The following is a 17,831-nucleotide window of genomic DNA, read 5'->3' on the forward strand; positions in this document are numbered from 1 at the left end:
CTGGCGCTTACCCCATCCAGTGGACCAGGCCGAGGGTGATGCTCGGGAAGAAGACCAGGAAGCCGATGCGGATGAAGTCCGAAGCCAGGAAGGGCATCACGCCCTTGGCGGTTTCCATGTAGGGGACGTCCTTGGCCAGCTTGCTGATGATGAACAGGTTCATGCCGACCGGCGGGTGGACCAGGCCGATCTCGACCACCATCAGCGCCAGGATGCCGAACCAGACCGACTTGTCGGGCACGCTCATGCCGAAGAAGTCCAGGCCCATGACCATCGGGTAGAAGATCGGGATGGTCAGCAGGATCATGGCCAGCGAGTCCATCACGCAGCCCAGCAGCACATAGACGACCAGGATCGCGAACAGCACCATCAGCGGCGGCAGGCCGGAGTTCTTCACCCATTCGGCCAGCTCGGTCGGCAACTGGGTCAGCGCCAGGCCCGAGTTGAGCAGGTCGGCGCCCAGCAGCACCAGGAAGATCATGGCGGTCGCGTGCGCGGTGCCGATCAGGCTCTTCTTGATGCCGTCCCAGCGCATGCCGCCGGTGATGATGGCGAGCAGGCCGCAGGCGGCCGCGCCGATCGAGGCGGCCTCGGTCGGGTTGGCCCAGCCGCCGTAGATGCCGACGATGACGACCGCGAACACGCCCATCACGGGCAGCACGGCCAGGGTGGCGGTCAGGCGCTCGGCCCAGCTGTGCTTCTCGCTGGCGGGGCCGGCCTTGGGGTCGAGGGTGACGATCAGCTTGATCACCAGCATGTAGCCGGTCATCGCGATCAGGCCCGGTACGACGGCGGCCATGAACAGCTTGCCGATCGACTCCTGGGTCAGCACGGCGTAGATCACCAGCGGCACCGAGGGCGGGATCATGATGCCCAGCGTGCCGGCGGCTGCCAGGGTGCCGGTCGAGAGGCGGCCCGAATAGCCGTGCGACTTGAGCTCGGGCAGGGCGACCTGGGCCATGGTGGCGGCGGTGGCCAGCGAGCTGCCGCAGATGGCGCCGAAGCCGGCGCAGGCGCCGGTCGAGGCCATCGCGAGGCCGCCCTTCCAGTGGCCCATGAAGGCCGCGGCGAAGCGGAACAGCGCCTTGGACAGGCCGCCATGGGTGGCGAACTGGCCCATCAGCATGAACAGCGGGATCACCGCCAGGTCATAGTTGGACAGGCGCGCGTAGGCCAGGTGGTTCATGGTGAACAGCAGGGCCGAGGGGTCCCAGTCGTTCATGGCCATGAAGCCGGCAGCGCCGCCGATCAGCATGCCGACGCCGACATGGATGCGCAAGGCCAGCAGCACCAGCAGGCCGGCAAAAATCGAAAGTCCAATGGCCATGCCGCTCATTTGTGGCCTCCAACAACGGTGTTCAGGGAAACGAGGGTGCGGTAGAGCGCCGCCAGGGTCAGCAGCACGAAGCTGGGCACCAGCAGCAGCACCGGCTGCCAGACCGGGATCAGCAGCAGGGTCGAGACTTCCATGTTCTCGTAGCATTCCTCGACATAGAGGGCGCTGCGCCAGGTGATGACGGCCGAGGCGATGGTCAGCAGCAGGTGGGCGAGGACGTCGAGGGCGGCGCGGCCACGCTCGCTCATCCCGGTGGTCAGCGCGTCGACCTTGATGTGGTTGTCGTCGAGCTCGCAGATGGGCAGGAAGGCGGCCGAGCCGATGGCCGCGCCCATCATGAGCAGCTCCATGTCGCCCTCGATCGGGTGCGAGAACAGCTTGCGGCCGACGATGGAGACGATGGACATGATCACGAGGGCGACGAAGACCATGCCGCCGGCCAGCGCCCACCAGGTGATCACGGTGTCGAGCAGGCCGGCCAGGCCGGTGCGCTTGGGTGCTGCCGCACCCATGTCATCAGGAATGAGTTCTGCCATGGGAAGGGAGGGGTAGAGGTTGTGAAAACAGCGCGACCAGTGGCCGCGCCTCAAGAAAAAGGCTCGACGCCAGCTTGCGAGTCGAGCCTGAAGTCACGCGGGACCCGGGCCCCGCGCAAGCCTTACTTGCCTAGGTACTTGTTGCCGATGCTGTGGACCTCGGCGGCCAGCTTGGCGCCGTCCAGGCCCTTGGCGGTCGCCTGCTTGATCCAGTCGGCCTCGACGCCGGCCGATGCCTTGACCATGGCCTTGTACTCGGCGTCCTTGATCACCAGCACCTTGTTGCCCTGGGCGGCGAGCTTCTTGCGCGCCTCGGCATTGCCGTCGTCCCAGACCTTGCCGGCCTTCTCGGACAGCGACAGGCCGCTGTTCTTGTCGATCACGGCCTTGAGCTCGGGCGTCAGGCTCTCGTACTTCTTCTTGTTCATCAGGACCGTGAACGGGGTCTGCGAGAAGCCGGCCAGGTTCGCGGGTCCTTCGATGTGGTACTTGGTGACTTCGTCGATCTTGACCGCCGGCAGGATCTCCCACGGGGCCATCGCGCCATCGATCACGCCCTTCGAGATGCCCTCGGTCACGGCCGCCACCGGCATGTTGACCGGGGTGCCGCCGAGCGAGCTCAGGAACAGCGAGGTGAAGCGCGACGGGCTGCGCAGCTTCAGGCCCTTGAGGTCATCGGCCGACATGACCGGCTTGCTCGCGGTGCTGATGACGACGTTGGTGCCGCTGAAGATGGCCAGCAGCTTGAAGTCCTTGTAGTCCTCCAGGCCATGCTTCTGGGTGTAGTCCCACATCGCACGGGCACCGGCCACGCCGCCCGGGGGCATGCTGAACGGCAGCTCGAGCGCCTCGGTGCGCGGGAAGCGGCCGGTCGAGTAGCTCGGCGAGGTCCAGACCACGTCGGCGACGCCGTTCTTGACCTGGTCGGCCAGTTGCGGCGGGGTGCCGCCGAGCTGCAGCGCCGGGTAGATCTGGCACTTCATCTTGCCGCCCGAATCCTTCTCGATCGCGGCGCACCAGGGTTCGGCCACGCCCTTGTGGAAGTTCGAGTTCGACGCCAGGAAATGCGAGAACTTGATCGTGACGGTCTGGGCCTGGGCGGCCGAGGCGCCGAAGGCCAGCGCGATGGCGGCCGACAGGGTGGCGACAGGAGTGAAGAGGTTTTTCATGGAAACTCCGGCAAATGGAAGGATCGGATGGCAATCCGTTGCGAGCGCAACTTTATGCGTGCTTGGTTGCGACATCAACTATCGTTAACCCTAGGTTTACCCTAATTCCCACCGCGCTTCCCTTTCAGCTCCGGGCCCTGCCGGCCGGGTTGCGGCCCGCAGGCACCTGCTGCAGGATCACGTCGATCAGTTCGTCCATGTCCAGCGGCTTGGCCACATGCCCGTTCATGCCGGCATCCAGGCAGGCCTGCTGGTCTTCGCTCATGGCATTGGCGGTCATGGCCACGATCGGCAGCTCGAGCGCATCGAAGCTCTCGCGCAGCTTGCGCGTCGCCTGCAGCCCGTCCATCAGCGGCATGTGGATGTCCATCAGCACCAGGTCGTAGGGCGGGCGGGCGGCGAGCACCTGCTCGACGGCGACCTGGCCGTTGGCGGCAATGTCCACCTCGGCCCCCTCGAGCACCAGCAGTTCGCGCGCCAGTTGCTGGTTGACCAGGTTGTCCTCGGCCAGCAGCAGGCGCAGGCCCGCCAGCGGGGCATCGTCCAGGGTCGGCTGGGCTGCTGCCTGGGCCTGCGGCCCGTCCTGCCGCGCCAGCTGGGCCCAGGCGTCGTGGAGCATCGAGGCGGTCACCGGCTTCATGAGCTGGCCGTTGACCAGGCCCGGCGCATCGGCGCCGGGCGTTGCCGATTCCAGGTAGGCCAGGGTGGCCATCAGCACCACCGGCGTGTCCGGGTCCCAGGCGCGCAACTGCTCGCAGGTCTGCAGGCCGCTCAGTCCAGGCATCTGGCAGTCCATGAACACGACATCGTAGCGCTGGCCCTGCCGGGCCTTCTCGCGCAGCAGCGCCAGCGCCGTGGTACCGCTGTCGCAGACCTGGGCCTGCCAGCCCAGCGAGCGGCACATCTGCTCGAGCAGCCGGCGCGACTGCGGGTGGTCGTCGACCAGCAGCACCTCCAGGGCCTTGCCGTGCCCGCCGCCCGGGCTGGCGTCGGGCAGGCCGGCGGGGGCGGCCGGGTCCAGCGCCAGCTCGGCCTCGAAGAAAAAGCGGCTGCCCCGGCCCAGTTCGCTCTCGACCTGCAACTGGCTGCCCATGAACTTGACCAGCTGGTTGGTGATGGCCATGCCCAGGCCCGTGCCGCCGTACTGGCTGGTGGTCGCCGGCTGGGCCTGGGTGAAGGCGTCGAATATCACGCGCTGGAAGCTGGCGTCCATGCCGATGCCGGTATCGCTGACCTCGAACAGCAGGCGCAGCTGGCCCGGTTCGCGCGCGACCAGGCGGACCCCGATCAGCACATGGCCTTGCTCGGTGAACTTGATCGCGTTGCTGCCCAGGTTGAGCAGGATCTGGTGCAGGCGCAGGCTGTCGCCGAGTACCGAGAGATCGGCGGCCGGGTCCAGGTCGAGCAGCAGCTCCACCCGCGGCGAGGTCAGGGTGCTGGCGAAGATTTCCGCCAGGTCGCGCAGCACCTGGCCGATCCGGAACGGGCGCTGCTCGAGCACCATCATGCTGGCGTTGATCTTGGACAGGTCCAGCGTGTCGGTGAGCAGGCCCAGCAGCGACTTGCCGGCCCGCTCGGCCTTGCCGGCATAGTCCTTCTGCTGCTCGGTCATCGGGGTCTTGCGCAGCAGGGCCAGCATGCCCAGCACCGCATTCATCGGGGTGCGGATCTCGTGGCTCATATTGGCCAGGAACTGGCTCTTGACGCTTTCGCCGGCCTGGGCCGCCTCCTTGGCCTTGACCATGTCGGTGATGTCGACGCGAAAGCCCGCGACATAGCCGTTGGGCATGCGGCGCTCGACCACGCGCAGGACGCGCCCGTTGTCGAGGTGCTGGATCAGTTCGCCCTTGCCACCGCGGTAGAACGCCAGCCGTTCGGCCACCCATTCCTCGACGCGGCCGACCGCCTCCGGGAACTGGCCGTTCTCGACGCCGAAGCGCACGATGTTCTCGAAGGATTCGCCGGCGACGATCTTCTCCGCGCTCCTGGCATAGACCTGGCGGTACTGCTCGTTGAAGTAGACCAGCCTTTCGTGGGCGTCGAAGATGCAGAACGCCTCGTCGATGGTCGCGATCGCCCCCTCGAGCAGCGCGGTCTGCTCCTCGGCGCGCGCCTGTGCCAGCTTGAGCTGCGTGATCTCGAAGCGCACCGAGACATAGCTGTCGACCTCGCCCATGTTGCCGAACAGGGGCATGATGACCGTGTCGACCCAGTACAGGTGGCCGTCCTTGGCGCGGTTGCAGACCTCGCCATGCCAGGCACGACCCTCGCTGATGGTCTGCCAGACCAGGTCCCAGTCGACCACATTGTCCGCCCTGGCATTGACGATGTTGTGCCGCTGGCCCACCAGCTCCTCGCGGCTGTAGCCGCTGATGCGGCAAAAGCCGTCGTTGGCCTGCTGGATCACGCCCTTGCGGTCGGTGACCGAGACGATGGCGTTGTGGTCGAGGGCCTCGAGCAGGTTGCGCTTGCTGCGCTCGGCTTCCTCCATCAGCAGTTGCGACTGGCGCCGCTGCGTCACGTCGATCGAGCTGGCAATGAAGCCGATCTGTTCGCCTTCGTTGTTCAGGTGGGGCTGGATGTGCAGTTCCACCCAGTACAGCCGGCCTTGCTTGCTGCGGTTGAGGATCTCGCCCACGTAATACCCGCTGCTGCGCAGCGACTCGCGGATGCGCCTGGCCTCGTCGGCGTCGGTCTGTTCGCATTGCAGCAGCCAGCCGGGGCGCTTGCCCAGGGCCTCGCTCCTGCTGTAGTCGGTCAGCTGCTCGAAGCCCGAGCTGACCGAGGTGATGCGGCCCGTCAGATCGGTCGATATATAGGCCGAGTGGGTCTGGCCGGCGAGCTGGCGGTAGCTGTCCAGGGAGCGCTGTGCCAGCTCCAGCTCGCTGTCGGCCCGCCTGAGGGCGCGTACATGGCGCGACAGCCACAGGGCCGCCCCGGCGCTCAGCAGCAAGCCGGTGCTCATCACCCACCAATGGACCGAACTCAGGTGCAGGTCCTCGAAGTAGGGCGTGCTGGCGAACTGCAGTTCGACCTGCTGGCCGTAGAGCTTGAGCGGCACGCGGATCTGGTAGCGCGGTTGCGCCCGCGTGGATCGGGTCGTATCGGCCTGGTTGTCGTACCACAGGGTGTGCGAGCCCGTGGGGGCCGTCGGGCCGAACAGGCGGATGTGCAGCTTGCCGTTGCCGATCTCGCCCCGCGCATCGAGCAGGCTCGAGACCACCAGCGGCGAACTGAGCACCCCGATCAGCACCGCCTGCTGCTCCTCGGGGGTATCGAGCGGCGAGTCATAGGCGTAGACCGGCACGTTGATCAGCACCCCGGGCCGCTTGTGCTCATGGTCGAGCACCTGCTGGATGCCCTGGGTCATGGTGGCCTGGCCGCTGCGCACGGCTTGCTCGATGGCCTCACGGCGCGTCGGGTCCGAGCCCAGGTCCAGCCCGAGCGCGCTCTTGTTGTGCGACAGCGGCGCGATGTACTTCATGACATACAGGTCGTCATGGGCGCTGTCGCTGAAGCGGCGCAGTTCGAAGTCGGGCACCCCGTCGTTGCGGGCATCCGCCAGGAAGCGCTCCAGATCCTGCCGCTGCACCCGCTGCGAGAAGCCGATGCCGAGGATGCCGGGGAACTCGGTGGGCAGGTCGCGCGAGGCCACGTAGCGGTTGAACTGGGCGCGCGTCAGGGGCTCGGCACCGGTAAAGGTGCCGCGCAGCCCGTTCAGGCCATGGACTGGCTGCCTGAAGCGGTCCAGCAGCTCGGACTTGGCGCTCTCCACCGCATTGTCGAAATCGTTCTGGACCCGGACCCCGTTCTGGTGCTGCAGGATGAGGTCGAGTCCCAGGCTGAGCAGCACCCCCAGGCACAGCACCAGCCCTCCGACCGGCCGGTTCGAGCGCGCCAGGCTCAGCATCCAGCCCGCCGCCTCGGAGCGGGGTGACGCGGCCTGCGCCGACGGGCGGACGAGTTTCTTCAAACGGTCACCAAATTCCATTCCAATGTCATCCTGGATAATGCGAAAACTGCTGGCGCCGAAGTCGAGCCGTGCGAAGCGCTCGCCGCCAAGCTGCACTGCCGACGGCCTGGCTGCCGCCCGCGGCAGGGGCTGACCGCGTCCCTGTCGGGTGCGGTTGTAGCATGAACGAGATAAAAAATTCTTTAGATTGACTTATGTATTTGGGTATTTCGTGACATACTCTTACACATATCGGACTCGCATTTTTACGCTTCCTGCGGTTTTGGTGGCTGATGCGATAAATACGACAGCATCAAGATGCGGGTCCCTGTGATGGAGTTGCCGATGTCCAAGTTGATTCTGATTGTGGATGATTCGCCCACAGTCATCCTGAGCCTCAAGTCCAACCTGACGCTCAACGGCTACCAGGTGGAAGCGGCAGCCGACGGTGCAGCAGCACTGAGTCGCCTTCAGGGCGGTCTGCGTCCGGCGCTGATCATTACCGACTTCAACATGCCAAAGATGAACGGCGGCGAGCTGGTGCGCGCCGTCAAGGCCATTCCCAGCCTGAAGTTCACCCCGATCCTGATGCTGACCACCGAAAGCGACCCGAAAAAGCGCGACGAAGCCCGCAAGATGGGAATCACGGGCTGGATGGTCAAGCCGGTCTCGGGTCCCGACCTGCTCAAGGTGATTGCCCAGGTGCTGCCGGCAGGGCGCTGAGTCGGCGTCGGCCGGTCCTCAGCCTGAGGCCGGGTAGTGGAAGATCATGAAAAAAAAGATTCTGACGATCGATGATCAGGGCGATATCCGCCGCCTGATCCGGATGGCGCTGGAGTTCGAGGGCCATCAGGTGGTCGAGGCCATGGATGCCGAGCAGGGCCTGCAGGTCGCGCGCAGCGAGAAGCCCGACCTGATCCTGCTCGACCTGCACATGCCGCGTGTCAACGGCATCGAGTTCTTTCAGCGCCTGTCCCGCGATCCGCAGCTGTCGGCCATTCCGGTGATCCTGCTCACCGGCAGCAACGACCCCGAGCTGCGGCGCCAGGGCCAGGAGGCCGGCGCGCGGGTCTTCCTGACCAAGCCGTTCAATCCCATGCAGCTGCTCGACCTGATTGACGACCATGCCAACTGATGCCGCCGATAGCGCGCTGCCCCTGCGCCCGATGTCCCGTCCCCAGGCCACGTCGCCAGCCAGCGGCGCCTCGGCGGGCCTGAACCTGGCCGGTCCGGTGCTGCTGGCCTCGCTGCTGACGCTCGTGCTGGTCGGCGCGCTGGCGTCGCTGTCGGGCTCGGGCGAGCTGGCCTGGCCCTCGGTGCTGGCCGTCGCCGCGCTGACGCTGCTGCTGTTGCTCGGGCTGCTGTGGGTCCTGGTGGCCTTGCAGCCGCGGCTGCAACGCTTCCCCTGGCTGCTGATCGACCGCAGCCTGCCCCTGACCGAGGTGGTGTCCGAGGTCAGGGACGCGGCGCCCTACCTCGAGTTGCTGACCAGCCAGCTGCAGGGCGCGCTGCAGGATGCCGAGCGCAGCGTGGCTGCCATCGTCCAGTCGCTGAACCGGATGAACGATGTCTCGCTCGAGGAGCTCGAGCGCATCGAGGTCTCCAAGCTCAACGGGACCGACCTGCTGAACCTGGTGCACGAGAAGATCCAGCTCGACCAGCAGCTCGGCCTGATCCTCGAGATGTTCGTGCAGAAGCTCCAGCAGGACGTGACCGAAAACCTCAGTCGCATGCAGCGGCTCAAGGAGGTCAAGGCCCTCGAGCCGCTGGTCGACGCGATAGCGACGGTGGCGCGCCAGATCAACTTCCTGTCGATCAATGCGGCGGTGGAAGCGGCCCGGGCCGGGCACAGCGGCAACGGCTTCGCCGTGGTGGCCGCCGAGATCCGCAGCCTCTCGACCCAGACGGCGGCGACCGTCAAGGACATCTCGGCCAAGATCAAGGCCGTCACCGTCGGGGTGGACAAGGAGCTCGAGGCGGCCAACAACAGCGTCAACCGCAACACCGCCGTCGCCAACATGCACAAGGTGCTGGCCGACATCTACGCCATGCAGCAGCGCTTCAACGAGGCGGCGAAGAAGAACGACATCGAGCAGGTGTTCGGCGCCATGGGCCAGGGCCACCGGGCACTGGTCGAATTGATGACCCAGGCCCTGGGCGAGATGCAGTTCTATGACGTGATGAGCCAGCGCGTGGGCCATGTGCAGGGCGCTATCCACGACCTGAGCGCCCACTTGCAGCAGCTCGCCAGCGCGCTCGACAGCCCCGAGGGCGCGCTGCCCGACGGCCAGCGCCTGCAGGACCTGCTGGCAGCGCAGGCCGAGCGCTACGTGATGCACAGCCAGATCGATACCCATCACCAGGTCGTGGGCGGGGCAGCAGCACGTCCGGCAGCGGCCGCGCCGAGCATCGAGCTGTTCTGATCGGCAGGCGGCCGGCGCATTTTCCCCACCCCAATTGATGCCACGCATGGAACAAGCTGCAGTCGATCTCGTCCTGCCCGCCGAGCTCACGATCTACCAGGCTGCGGACTTCAAGTCCCGCCTGCTGGCGCCGGGGCCCGTCACGCGCGACCGGGTGTTCGATGCCTCGGCCGTCGAGCGCGCCGATCTGGCCGGCCTGCAGCTGCTGCTGCTCGCGCAGCGCGAGTGCACCGCAGCCGGCCATGCGCTGGTGCTCAGCCAGCCCAGCGCGGCCCTGTCCGAGCTGCTGGCGCTGCTGGGACTGGGCGAGTGCTTCACCCTAGAGTCCTGATCCGCACGGTGCCCCGATGGAAACCTTGAAAGACGTTTTTCTGCTCGAGGCGCGCGACCAGCTCGAAGCCCTCGAGACCACGCTGCTGGCGCTCGAGCGCGACCCGGGCGACGAGGCGCAGATCCACGGCGCCTTTCGCGCCGCGCACACCATCAAGGGTTCCTCGAGCATGGCCGACGCGATGGCCATCACCGCCTTCACCCACAACCTGGAAAACGTGCTCGAGCGCATGCGCGACGGCGAGCTGGTGGTGGAGTCGGAGCTGGTCAGTGCGCTGCTGGGTTGTGCCGACCATGTGCGCATCCTGCTCGACCTCTTTGCCCGCGATGCCGAGCCCGATGCGCCGACCCGGTCGCAGGGCCAGGCCCTGCTCGAGCGGCTCAGGCCCTGGCTCGAGTCCACGCCCGAGCCGGCCGCGCCGCTGGCGGCCAGCAGCGCGGACCGCGTCGAGCCGGGCGGCCAGCAGCGCCTGGTCAACGACGCCTGGCATATCTCGCTGCGCCTGGGGCCGGAGATCTTCCAGCGCGGCGTCGAGCCGATCGGCCTGATCCGCTACCTGGCCGGACTCGGCGAGCTGGTGCGGGTGCTGCCCGTCACCGATGCGCTGCCGCCGCCCGGGCAGATGGACCCCGAGCTGTGCTACCTGGGCTTCGAGATGGCGTTTCGCGGCGCCGTGGTCCAGGCCGACATCGAGGAGGCCTTCGCCTTCCTGCAAGGGGAATGCGCGCTGCATATCCTGCCGCCGCACAGCACCGTGGCCGAGCTGGGCCGGCTGCTGCAGGCCCAGGCCCCCGGGCGCGAGGCGGAGCTGGCGCAGCAGTTGCGCCAGGCCGACCTGCTCGATCCGCAGGACGAGTTGCTGCTGCGCGACTGGCTCGCGGGCCAGTCGGCGGCTGCCCCTGAGCTGAACCTGGCCTTGGCGCCGGATCCCATCCTGCAGCGGGACCTGGCAGCCAGTGCGGCTCCGGAGGCGACCCCGGATCCGGCCTTGTCGCGGCGGGCACCGCAGGGAGAGCGCAGCGTCCCGGTGCAGGCCCAGTTGCGCGTGGATGCGGACAAGCTCGACCGGCTGGTCGACCTGGTCGGCGAGCTCGTGATCGCCGGCGCCGCTGCCTCGGTGATCGCCGCCGACGTCGGCCGCGAGGACCTCAACGAGGCCCTGTCGGTGCTGTCGGGACTGATCGAGGACATGCGCGACGCCGCCATGCAGATGCGCATGGTGCAGATCGGCGCCACCTTCAACCGCTTCCAGCGCGTGGTGCGCGACGTGTCGCGCGAGCTTGGCAAGGACATCGAGCTGATCACCGAGGGCGGCGAGACCGAGCTCGACAAGTCGGTGGTCGAGAAGATCGGCGACCCGCTGATGCATCTGGTGCGCAACAGCATGGACCACGGCATCGAGCCGGCCGAGCTGCGGCTGGCGCGCGGCAAGCCGGCGCGCGGGCGCGTGACGCTCAGCGCCCAGCACGAGGCCGGCAGCATCCTGATCCAGATCCGCGACGATGGCGGCGGCCTCGACACCGAGAGAATCCTGGCCAAGGCGGTCGAGCGCAAGCTGGTCCAGCCCAAGCAGCCGCTCAGCGAGGCCGAGATCCACCAGCTGATCTTCGAGCCCGGCTTCTCCACTGCCGAGCAGGTGACCGAGCTGTCCGGGCGCGGCGTCGGCATGGACGTGGTGCGACGCAATATCCAGGCGCTGCGCGGCAGCGTCAGCGTCGAGAGCGAGCCGGGACAGGGCTGTGCCTTCTCGATCCGGCTGCCGCTGACGCTGGCCATCATCGACGGTTTCCGCGTCGGCATCGGCGACGCGCATTTCGTGATCCCGCTCGACATGGTGGCCGAATGCATCCAGCATGACCGCCATGCGCGCTCGTGCGACTACATCAACCTGCGCGGCAAGCTGCTGCCCTTCGTGCGGCTGCGCGAACTGTTCGGCGAGGCCGGCGACAGCGCCCCGCCCGAGGTGGCGGAAAACCTGGTCGTGGTCAGGCATGGCGGCCAGCAGGTCGGCATCGTGGTCGAAAAGCTCTACGGCGAGATGCAGGCCGTCATCAAGCCGCTGGGCGTGATGTTCCAGGGCATCAAGGGGCTGGCGGGCTGCACCTTGCTGGGCAATGGCGAGATCGCGGTCGTGCTCGACATCCCGTCCCTGATCGCCCAGCTCATGCGCGGCTCCGGCCACCCCCCGGCTGCCGCCCTGGAGTGACGGCAGTCCATTCAATGATTTTCAAATTTTTCATGGGTCTTGGAAGCAAATGATGAGAGTCACTATCAAACTCAAGCTGTTGCTGTCGTTTTTCCTGGTCTGCGCGATCGGCGCGGTATCGGTGCTGGTCGGCATCAACAAGCTGGTCGAGCTCAATGACATGCTCGACGACATGGGCACCGTCTCCGCCGAGAAGGTGATTCTCGCGGCCGAGATGCAGCGCGACGTGATGGCGCTGGTGCGCAACGAGAAGAACATCATCCTGTCGCGCACGGTCCGCGAGATCGAGGAACTCGACCGCGAGCACAGCGAGATCAACGACCACCTGATCGCCAACCGCGAGAAGCTGGAAAAGCTGGTCAAGACCGAGGAAGGCAAGGTCCTGATCAAGGAATTCGTCTCCAGCATGGATACCTACCGGATGGTCAAGAAAGAGATCACCGCCATGAACCTGCAGGCCAACCGGGAGCGCGAGGCCGGCAACGTCGCCAAGGCCGTCAAGCTCGAGGAAGAGTCGCAGCAGCTCGGACGCAGCAAGGGCCGCGAAGCCGTCGACAAGGCCGAAGCTCGCCTGGCCAGGATCGCCGAGCTGAACCGGGGCTTCATGAAGCAGGCCATGGTGGATGCCGACACGACCTACGAGAGCGCCCGCAGCCTGCTGGTCACGCTGCTGGTGCTGAGTGCTGTCTCGGGCATCGGCATTGCGCTGTGGATCTCGATCTCGATCGCCAAGGCGCTGGGCCAGGCGGCGCAGCTGGCCGAGAGCGTGGCGCAAGGCGACCTGACCACCACCGTGACCTACAGCGCGCGCGACGAGGTGGGCGAGCTGATCGCCAGCCTCAACAACATGATCGCCAAGCTGCGCGACGTGGTGGCCCGGGTGCAGGATGCGTCCGAGAACGTCGCCGCCGGTGCCGAGGAGCTGTCGTCCTCGGCCGAGGAGCTGTCGCAGGGTGCCGCCGAGCAGGCCTCGTCGACCGAGGAGGCCAGCGCCTCGATGGAGGAAATGGCCGCCAACATCCGCCAGACCGCCGACAACGCGCAGCAGACCAGCAAGATCTCGCTCAAGGCCGCCGACGCCTCGAAGAAGACCAACGAGTCGGTGACCCAGGCCGTCGAGGCCATGCGCACCATCGCCGAGAAGATCAGCATCGTGCAGGAGATCGCGCGCCAGACCGACCTGCTCGCGCTCAATGCCGCGATCGAGGCGGCACGCGCCGGCGAACATGGCCGCGGCTTTGCCGTGGTCGCCTCCGAGGTGCGCAAGCTCGCCGAGCGCAGCCAGAACGCCGCCAACGAGATCAACGAGCTCTCGACCTCGAGCGTCGCCGTGGCCGCCAAGGCCGGCGAGATGCTGACCGAGATGCTGCCCGACATCCTGCGCACGACCGAGCTGGTGCAGGAGATCAACGCCGCCTCGAACGAGCAGAACGCCGGCGCCGAGCAGATCAACCGCGCGATCCAGCAGCTCGACAAGGTCACGCAGCAGAACGCCAGCGCGTCCGAGGAAATGAGCGCCACCAGCCAGGAACTGGCCAACCAGTCGGCCCTGATGCAGGAGGCCGCCGCCTACTTCCGCCTGAACAACAATGGCGTCCGTCGCCCGAGCGCGGCGCCGGCACGCAAGCCCGCCGCCGTGGCGCATTCCTCCTTCTCGAGCGGCCGACCGGCCATCAAGAAGCCGGCAGCGCCCAGCAAGTCGGACAATGGCCATGGCGTCGAGATCCGCCTCGACGACGAGGACCAGAGCTTTGAGCGTTACTGATTCGCGCCACGGGAGTACGAGATGAGCACAGAACAGGATGCGCTGTCTTCGCAGCACCTGACCTTCCGCCTGGAAGGCGAACTGTTCGCGGTGGAAGTGGCCAAGGTGCGCGAGGTGCTGGACCTGGTGCCGATCACCAAGGTGCCGCGTGCGCCCAACTACATGCGCGGCATGATCAATGTGCGCGGCAAGGTGGTGCCGGTGGTCGACCTGCATGTCAAGTTCGGCATGCCGCCGGCCGTCAATTCGCGCGACACCCGCATCATCGTGCTGGAGGTCGAGGTGCTGGGCGAGCAGCTGGTCGTCGGCGCCATCGCCGATGCCGTGCATGAAGTCACCGAACTCGAGCCCGGCGCGGTCGAGGCCGTGCCGCGCATCGGCATGCACTGGAATACCGAGTTCATGAAGGGCATAGGCAAGCGCCACGAGCATTTCGTGATCCTGCTCGATGTCAACCGGGTGTTCTCGGTCGACGAGGTGGTCGAGGTCAAGGACGTGTTCGACGAGGCGCTGCCCGCCGGCCACTGAGCATGACGGCCACGACTTGCCAGCCGGCTGCCGGGCGCCAGCTCTGCGCGCTGCCCGGCCTGACCGCGGGCCATGCCCAGGCGCTGGCCGCCTGCCTGCAGTCGGCCTTGCATGACGGCCTGCCGGTCGCCTTCGAGGCGGTCGATGAGGTCGACCTGGCCGGGGTGCAGCTGGTCCTGGCCTATGCCAGGGACTGCGCCGCAGCGGGGCGGTCGGCCTTCGACGGCCCCCTGCCCGAGCCGCTCAGGCAGGCCCTGGCCTTGACCGGCTGCCTCAATCCGAGCCATGAAATCGATAGGGAACTGCTGTCATGAGCGATGATCCGAATGCCCGCGTCGACCAGCCGGTGGTGCTGTTTGCCGACGATGCGCCGAGCGTGCGCTTTCTGGTGCGCACGGCGCTCGAGTCGGCCGGCTTCGCCACGATCGAGACCTGCGACGGCCAGCAGGCGCTGGAGGTGCTGGCCTCCGGCCGCCAGGTCGACATCCTGGTGACCGATCTGCACATGCCCGGCATCGACGGATTGGAGCTGGTGCGCCGCACTCGCGCGCTGGCCGAACGGCGCTACCTGCCGATCGTGATGCTGACCACCGAATCGCAGAACAACCCGGTGCAGGAGGGCCTCAAGGCCGGCCTGACGGCCTGGATCGTCAAGCCGTTCAAGAGCGAGACCCTGCTCAAGGTGGTGGGCAAGGCGCTGGGCAAGCGCGCCAACGCCGCCCGGCCCGCGGCACCATGAGCGAGCCAACCGCTGCCCAGGCCCTGGCCGAGCGGATGCTGCAGCTGTTCCAGCAGGAGGCGCAAGCCGGGCTGGACCTGCTTGCCGCGACGCTGGACGGCGACCGCTCCGACCCGCAAGCCGCCGCGACCCTGTTCCGCGTCTTCCACACCCTGCGCGGCTCGGCGGCGATGAACGGGCTGGACGCGATCGCCGATCTGGCCGGGGCTTTCGAATCGCGCCTCGAGCCGCTGCGTGGCGCGCTGCAGCCGCTGGACGCCGACAGCCTGGCGCTGGCGGGGCAGGGGCTGCCATTGTTGCGCCGCCTGCTCGCCAGCGAGGGTCTGGCCGATGCCGGGCTCGACGCAGCGATTGCCGAGCTGCGCGGGCGGCTGTCCCTTGCCGCCCCTGCCGCGCTGGCAGCGCTGGCAGCGCAGCTGCCCGGGTCGCCCGAGCTGCCGCTGCCCGCACCGGACGAGGCGAGCGCGCCGCGGCTGTTCCACCTGATCTTCGAGCCCGGCGAGTCGCTGATGCGACGCGGCGTCGACGTGCTCGGCCTGCTCGACGAGCTCGACTGGCTGGGCGAGCTGGTGCTGCGGCCCACGCTCGACCGCCTGCCCGCGCTCGACGCCATGCAGCCCGACAGCTGCTACCTGGGCTGGCAGATGCTGCTGCGCACCGAGGCCAGCGTCGAGGCGCTGCAGGACGTGTTCATGTTCGTCGCTGCCGACAGCCGGGTCGAGCTGCATGAGCTGGCGCTGGCCGGGGCGCTCGCACCCGACTGGGCCGAGCGGGCCCGCCCCCTGCTGCGGCACCGGCCCGCCTTGCCGGCCGACCAGCTGGCGCAGCAGCTGTGCCTGCCGGCCAGCGGACCGGCAGCCAGCCCGCTCCATGACGAGCCGATGCCCGTCGTCCCGCAGCTCGACCTCGACCTGCAGCCCGCCAGCGCCGAGGTGGTCCCGGTGCCGCTGCAAAGGCTCAACCGCCAGATCGACCTGGTGGGCGAACTCGTGATCGCCCAGTCCACCCTGATCCAGCTGGCTGCCCAGCTGCAGGACCCGCAGCTCAGCAATGCGGTCGAGCAGGTGATGCGCCTGAGCACCGACATGCGCGACAGCGCCATGCAGCTGCGCATGGTGCCGGTCGGCAGCCTGTTTGCCGAACTGGCCCAGGCGGTGGCCGATTGCGCCGGGCGCCTGGGCCGTCCGCTGGCCTTTTCCGCCAGCGGGGCCGACACCGAGCTCGACATGTCGGTGCTGCAGGCGCTGCGCGCGCCGCTGCTGGCGCTGCTGCACCAGGGCGCCGAGCAGGGCCTGGAGCCGGTCGAACAGCGCCTGCGCCTGGGCAAGCCGGCGCAAGGCCAGCTGCGGCTGGCGGTCGAAAAGCGCGGCGGCGAGGTGCTGTTGACGGTCAGCGACGATGGCTCGGGCGCCTGCGCCACCGAGCTCGAGTCGGTGCACGCGACCTTGGCGACCTTGCGCGGCAGCTACCGGGCACTGGCCATGCCGGGGCAGGGCAGCCAGCACCTGCTGCGCCTGCCGCTGGCGCAGGACATCATCGACAGCCTGCTGGTGTCGGTCTGCGACAGCACCTTCGTGCTGCCGCTCGCGCAGGTGGAGGAGGTCGTCAACCTCAGGGCGGCGCGCGGGGCGGACGGCCATGGCCAGGACATCCTGAACCTGCGCGGCCAGCTGCTGCCTTTCGTGCGCCTGTCCCGGCTGTTCGAGCTCGACGCGGGCGTCGATGCGCAGGACGGCCAGGTCATCGTCGTCAGCGGCAGCGAACGCCGGGCCGGCCTGCTGGTCGATCGCGTGATCGGGCGCCAGCAGGCCGTGATCAAGCCGGTGCCCGCGCTGTGCGCCAAGGACGCCGCCCTGTCGGGCACGACGATCCTGGGCGACGGCAGCGTGGCGCTGATCCTGGACCTGGCCGCGCTGCTGCGGCGGGCCGAAACCGAATGGCGAGTGCTGCCCGATGGCCACTGAAGCGAGAACTTCCTCCCTCTCGAGGAGCCCCGCCGGGGAATCGGGCTTCGGGACGCCCCCCGAGATGCCGCCCCGGTTGTTTGCCGAACTGTCGGACTACATCCAGAAGACGGCGGGCATCCGCATGCCGCCCGAGAAGCGCATCATGCTGCAGGCCCGGCTGCAAAAGCGCATGCGCAAGCTCGGCCACCAGAGCTACGACAGCTATGTGCGCTATGTCTTCAGCCCCGAGGGCACGCGGCTCGAGCTGCAGTCGATGATCGATGCGGTGACGACCAACAAGACCGACTTCTTCCGCGAACCCTACCATTTCGACTACCTGGGCGAGCAGGGCCTGCCGGCGCTGGTGCGCGGTTTCGGGCCGCGGCTGCGCTTCTGGAGCGCGCCTTGCTCCAAGGGCCACGAGGTCTACACCCTGGCCATGGTGCTGGCCGAGTATGCGCAGCGCCAGCGCGGCTTCGACTTCGAGATCCTGGGCTCGGACCTGTCGGCGTTCGCGATCGAGGTCGCGCGCCGCGCCGTCTACCCCGAGCGCGAGATCGAGCCGGTGCCGATGCCGCTGCGCAGGAAATACCTGATGCGCAGCAAGGACGCCGACGAGCAGCTGGTGCGCATCGTGCCCGAGCTGCGCCACCATACCCGCTACAAGCACATGAACTTCATGGACGAGCAATACAGCGTGGGCGAGAAGTTCCATGTGATCTTCTGCCGCAACATGCTGATCTACTTCGACCAGCCGACCCAGGAGAAGGTGGTCAACCGCCTGGCGCGCCACCTGCACCCGGGCGGCCTGCTGCTGACCGGCCATGCCGAGTCGCTGGCGCGCATCCACACCCCCTTCGTCGCGCTCGAGCCCACCATCTACCAGTTGCCGGAGTAAGC

The 17,831-nt window shown here is 67.6% G+C and carries 15 protein-coding genes; 11 read left to right on the forward strand and 4 right to left on the reverse strand.

Annotation, left to right across the window (positions count from 1 at the left end; translation table 11 throughout):
* Positions 1-7 precede the first annotated feature (7 nt).
* The 4 genes from C6P64_RS09000 to C6P64_RS09015 all read right to left on the reverse strand — a co-directional run bounded on the left by C6P64_RS09000 (position 8) and on the right by C6P64_RS09015 (position 7,014).
* Positions 8-1,327 carry a TRAP transporter large permease gene (locus C6P64_RS09000; protein ID WP_342747524.1) on the reverse strand — a complete coding sequence of 440 codons (1,320 nt, stop codon included), beginning with the start codon at positions 1,325-1,327 and terminating at the stop codon, positions 8-10.
* Positions 1,328-1,332: 5 nt separating this feature from the next.
* Positions 1,333-1,872, reverse strand: coding sequence for a TRAP transporter small permease (locus C6P64_RS09005; protein WP_105748216.1), 540 nt, complete (start codon positions 1,870-1,872; stop codon positions 1,333-1,335).
* A gap of 122 nt (positions 1,873-1,994) precedes the next feature.
* Positions 1,995-3,041 (reverse strand): TRAP transporter substrate-binding protein, encoded by a 1,047-nt coding sequence (locus C6P64_RS09010; protein WP_170073071.1) that lies wholly within the window; start codon positions 3,039-3,041, stop codon positions 1,995-1,997.
* 124 nt (positions 3,042-3,165) lie between these two features.
* Positions 3,166-7,014, reverse strand: a complete 3,849-nt coding sequence (locus C6P64_RS09015; protein ID WP_170073072.1) for a PAS domain-containing hybrid sensor histidine kinase/response regulator — start codon at positions 7,012-7,014, stop codon at positions 3,166-3,168.
* A 312-nt stretch (positions 7,015-7,326) separates the two neighbouring features.
* On the opposite strand from C6P64_RS09015, the gene C6P64_RS09020 reads away from it, so the two are divergent.
* From C6P64_RS09020 to C6P64_RS09070, 11 genes are all read left to right on the forward strand, one after another.
* A complete protein-coding gene (locus tag C6P64_RS09020) occupies positions 7,327-7,716 on the forward strand; it encodes a response regulator (RefSeq protein WP_245911683.1) in 390 nt (129 codons plus the stop codon).
* A 46-nt stretch (positions 7,717-7,762) separates the two neighbouring features.
* Complete coding sequence (locus C6P64_RS09025; RefSeq protein ID WP_105748219.1) at positions 7,763-8,128, forward strand: response regulator; 366 nt, start codon at positions 7,763-7,765, stop codon at positions 8,126-8,128.
* The gene (locus C6P64_RS09030) at positions 8,118-9,416 is read left to right on the forward strand and encodes a methyl-accepting chemotaxis protein (protein WP_105748220.1); all 1,299 of its coding nucleotides are present in this window, start codon (positions 8,118-8,120) and stop codon (positions 9,414-9,416) included. Before C6P64_RS09025 ends, C6P64_RS09030 begins: the two co-directional genes overlap by 11 nt.
* Positions 9,417-9,462: 46 nt before the next feature.
* Positions 9,463-9,747, forward strand: a complete 285-nt coding sequence (locus tag C6P64_RS09035) for an STAS domain-containing protein (RefSeq protein ID WP_170073073.1) — start codon at positions 9,463-9,465, stop codon at positions 9,745-9,747.
* A gap of 25 nt (positions 9,748-9,772) precedes the next feature.
* Positions 9,773-11,953, forward strand: a complete 2,181-nt coding sequence (locus C6P64_RS09040; protein ID WP_245911684.1) for a chemotaxis protein CheA — start codon at positions 9,773-9,775, stop codon at positions 11,951-11,953.
* Positions 11,954-12,005: 52 nt separating this feature from the next.
* Positions 12,006-13,718, forward strand: coding sequence for a methyl-accepting chemotaxis protein (locus C6P64_RS09045; protein ID WP_170073074.1), 1,713 nt, complete (start codon positions 12,006-12,008; stop codon positions 13,716-13,718).
* Positions 13,719-13,739: 21 nt separating this feature from the next.
* On the forward strand, positions 13,740-14,246 hold the full coding sequence (locus C6P64_RS09050) for a chemotaxis protein CheW (protein ID WP_105748224.1): 507 nt from the start codon (positions 13,740-13,742) through the stop codon (positions 14,244-14,246).
* A 2-nt stretch (positions 14,247-14,248) separates the two neighbouring features.
* The gene (locus C6P64_RS09055; protein WP_105748225.1) at positions 14,249-14,560 is read left to right on the forward strand and encodes an STAS domain-containing protein; all 312 of its coding nucleotides are present in this window, start codon (positions 14,249-14,251) and stop codon (positions 14,558-14,560) included.
* Positions 14,557-14,985 (forward strand): response regulator, encoded by a 429-nt coding sequence (locus tag C6P64_RS09060; protein WP_105748226.1) that lies wholly within the window; start codon positions 14,557-14,559, stop codon positions 14,983-14,985. Before C6P64_RS09055 ends, C6P64_RS09060 begins: the two co-directional genes overlap by 4 nt.
* Entirely contained in the window at positions 14,982-16,949 is a 1,968-nt protein-coding gene (locus C6P64_RS09065) for a chemotaxis protein CheA (RefSeq protein ID WP_105748227.1), read from the forward strand. The genes C6P64_RS09060 and C6P64_RS09065 overlap by 4 nt, the downstream gene beginning before the upstream one ends.
* Positions 16,950-17,013: 64 nt before the next feature.
* Complete coding sequence (locus tag C6P64_RS09070; protein ID WP_105748228.1) at positions 17,014-17,829, forward strand: CheR family methyltransferase; 816 nt, start codon at positions 17,014-17,016, stop codon at positions 17,827-17,829.
* The last annotated feature ends 2 nt before the right edge of the window (positions 17,830-17,831 follow it).

Source organism: Malikia granosa (assembly GCF_002980595.1).
GTDB classification, from domain to species: domain Bacteria; phylum Pseudomonadota; class Gammaproteobacteria; order Burkholderiales; family Burkholderiaceae_C; genus Malikia; species Malikia granosa.